This is a genomic window from Methanoculleus sp. UBA291, assembly GCF_002499755.1.
In the GTDB taxonomy this organism is placed as follows: Archaea; Halobacteriota; Methanomicrobia; order Methanomicrobiales; family Methanoculleaceae; genus Methanoculleus; species Methanoculleus palmolei.
On sequence record NZ_DANC01000022.1, the window covers coordinates 5,316 to 8,133 of the forward strand.

The window sequence follows — 2,818 nt, forward strand, 5'->3', positions numbered from 1 at the left end:
GCATCCGCTCGATCCCGGCGCGCTCCAGCCTGCGGCACCTGAGATCCTCCACCGACGAGATGCCTTCGGAGAACTCCTCGATGCTTATTATGGCATCAAGGATGTGACGGAGATACGCGGGGTCCTCCGGCGTCATAGATCACCACGGCATCACGGCGTATTGCGTCGGCAAGGTAAGGGCTCACGGCATTTTCGGTGACGAGATCCACATCTCTCCCGAGAGCCCGGGCAAGTTCGTCCTCGATCCGCACGAGTTCAAAGAGGCTTTTGGGGCGGGAAAACCGGACCAGAATATCGATATCACTTGTCGAACCAGCCTCCCCCCGTGCATAAGAGCCGAAGACCGCGACCCGCTCGGCACCGTTCCGGCTGAGTATCGCGACGATGGTCTTCCGGACCCCCTTCGGCAACCCGTATCCCGCCATGCGCTCGACCTCATCCATAGATTACTCCCGGCCCATCATCAGTCTTTTGGAGCGGGATGCACCGCACCTACCGGTACTTCCGGCCGTTCCGGCAATCGCAACTCGAAAACGCTTCGCGTTTTCTCGAGCTCCTTCCCCGTTGGGGAAGTCGCTCACCTCACCCCCTCCCGGCCGTTCCACTCCCGAACCAGCCTCGCGTAGCAGCCTCGCACCTAACGGTGCTCATACTCCAGTTCTGCGAACTTTCGCACCTCGCAGATGTTCGCCTGCGCCTCCCGCGATCGATACACCGCTTTCCCCGTCCCGCAGACGTCGCACCGGCCGAGTTCGACCTTTGTCCGGGTAAACATTCGGTGGTCGAGGACTCCGGGCAGAGGCTGTGCCTTCGCCGGTCGTTTTGCCTTCTTCAAGCAGTCGTAGCAGAGGTAGAGCCCCCCGCCGCCTCACAACACCCGCGACGTCGGCCGGTGGCCGCAGATGTGGCAGGGCTCGTCCTTTACCGCCGGGAGGGGATGGAGTGAACAACGGGCCGAAGGGCCGGAGTTTGAGCACCGCCAGGTGCGAGTGCCGGGGTTGACCGGGACGGATGATTGCACATTTACACCCGTTTTCACATCTTTACACCCTGATTTACACCCCGAAAATCCGCCATATGGAGCCGGCTCCCAGATCGGCCGGCTATTATCCGGAATACCGGGTATGTTTTCACCGGTGCGGATCTCACGGACACCGGAAGTCGGGTCACCCGCTCCCGCAGGCAGGCTCTCCGTTCCCGGGAACCGGTGTAAATTACTCCTCTGATCGGTACATATCTCTGTACATATCTCTCCAATAGAGCAATCCCCATCATTATGGCCGGAATCTTCGTTTACGCTTTTCCCGGATTGCTGGTGAAAACCGGGTGAAATTGTGAAATCATGAGGACCACCGTTCTGATCGTCCGGGTCTTCGTCCAGCCAGACCGTGGCACCGCTGCTCCAGGCCCGGTAGACCTCCGGGTCAAACGAGAAGTAGTGCTCCCGCCGCCGGACGGTCTCCCCGACCCCGAGCATCTCCCCGGTCACCGTTGCGTCGATGTAACTCACCGCCGGGCATTTCTCCAGCAGGCCGGCATACGCGGCCCGGTTGTTGGTGTAACCGTGGAGCAGCCGGTAGGTCTTCTGGTAGGAGAGGCCGAGGGCGCTCTGGAGTTGCCGGACGGTGAAGGCCTCGACGCCCATCTGTGCCGCCGTTGCGAGCGCCGCCGCCTCGTTCTTCGTCAACTTCGTCTCCTGGCCCCCGGCAGCCCCCGAGAGAGCGCCGTAGAGGGTTGCAGCCGCCGCAAAGTCTTCCGGCCGGGCGATCACCGCCCCGTCGTCGTCGCGGTCCCGCTGGAGGTAAAAGAGCCGGGCGCGGCACTTGATCAGGTCAAAGAGCATGCCCGGGTTCCGGCGGTTCTGGGTTGTGGAGGACTGGATCCGCCGGGCGAAGGGGATCTGGACGGGGAGGACTTCGACTTTGACGGCCTCCCAGATCGCCCGGCAGGTGAGAATATCATCTTCTCTACGGGACTGGCCGGCCGCCTCCGCCTCCTTCATGTGCTCGAAGACCCGTTCGTCCTGCTCAACGGTATCGTCGATCCAGACCGTGAGCATCCGGTTCATCACCTGGTCGTCGCCGATATCCTCGACCTTGGCAAGCCACCAGACGCACCGCTCCGGGATGGTGCAGACCCGGAGTTTCCGCTCGGTCGTGAGGGGCCGGTGCTCGATCGGCTCCCGGAAGTTCGCGGTCGCCGACTTGAGAACTTCCTGGAGGTCGTCGGAGAGGGAGACGTCGTCGAAGAGGAGGACGGTGCCGGCCCGGAGGTCGTCGTCGTAGTAGAGCGCCTTGTTCGAGACGGTGCCCTTGAGTTGGTAGGCCCCGGGGATGAGGTTCTGCATCGTCGTGCAGGCATGCGTTTTGCCTTTGCCCGAGTTGCCGGAGACGGCGACGTGCAGCCCGTTCGTGTTCTCGACCGACTGCGAGGCGAGGGACATCGCGAGACATTCCGCGACGGTCCGGTCGCCGACGTGGCTCCGGTTGAAGGTATCGAGGAGGAAGGCGAGCGGGTCGCCGTGCCGGAGGATCTCGAGGGCACGCTCGCGGTGCTCATCATTGGCCGGGGGAGGGACCGGCTTCTCCTCCAGGTTTCCTGCATCCGGCGGCGACGCCGGTTTTTTCTCCGGCCTCCGTTTCTTTTGCTCGTACATCCCCCGGAGCTCCGGCCAGCGCTGCGCTCCCCCGCCGCAACTCGCGTGATGGCAGCCGGCGAAGACGGCGCCGTTTGCAAACTGGATGGCGAATGCACCGTCGTTGTGGGCCGACGAGAACGGGCACTCCGCGAGGACGTAGAGGGTGCCGCCCTGGTAGGG

At 63.2% G+C, this 2,818-nt stretch carries 2 protein-coding genes and 1 pseudogene; all 3 read right to left on the minus strand.

All coding sequences use genetic code 11. The features are described from left to right. Nucleotides 1-95: 95 nt before the first annotated feature. On the minus strand, nt 96-443 hold the full coding sequence (gene mntA, locus BP737_RS05440) for a type VII toxin-antitoxin system MntA family adenylyltransferase antitoxin (RefSeq protein ID WP_292407189.1): 348 nt from the start codon (nt 441-443) through the stop codon (nt 96-98). A 194-nt stretch (nt 444-637) separates the two neighbouring features. Then, nucleotides 638-775 carry a hypothetical protein gene (locus BP737_RS05445; RefSeq protein ID WP_292407191.1) on the minus strand — a complete coding sequence of 46 codons (138 nt, stop codon included), beginning with the start codon at nt 773-775 and terminating at the stop codon, nt 638-640. A gap of 93 nt (nt 776-868) precedes the next feature. Further along, nucleotides 869-2,818: pseudogene (locus BP737_RS05450) on the minus strand (hypothetical protein); the annotation flags it as partial.

Bases quoted from the DNA above. Each gene is read 5' to 3' on its own strand.
- mntA (WP_292407189.1), bottom strand. From the start codon at position 443: ATGGATGAGGTCGAGCGCATGGCGGGATACGGGTTGCCGAAGGGGGTC.
- BP737_RS05445 (WP_292407191.1), bottom strand. From the start codon at position 775: ATGTTTACCCGGACAAAGGTCGAACTCGGCCGGTGCGACGTCTGCGGG.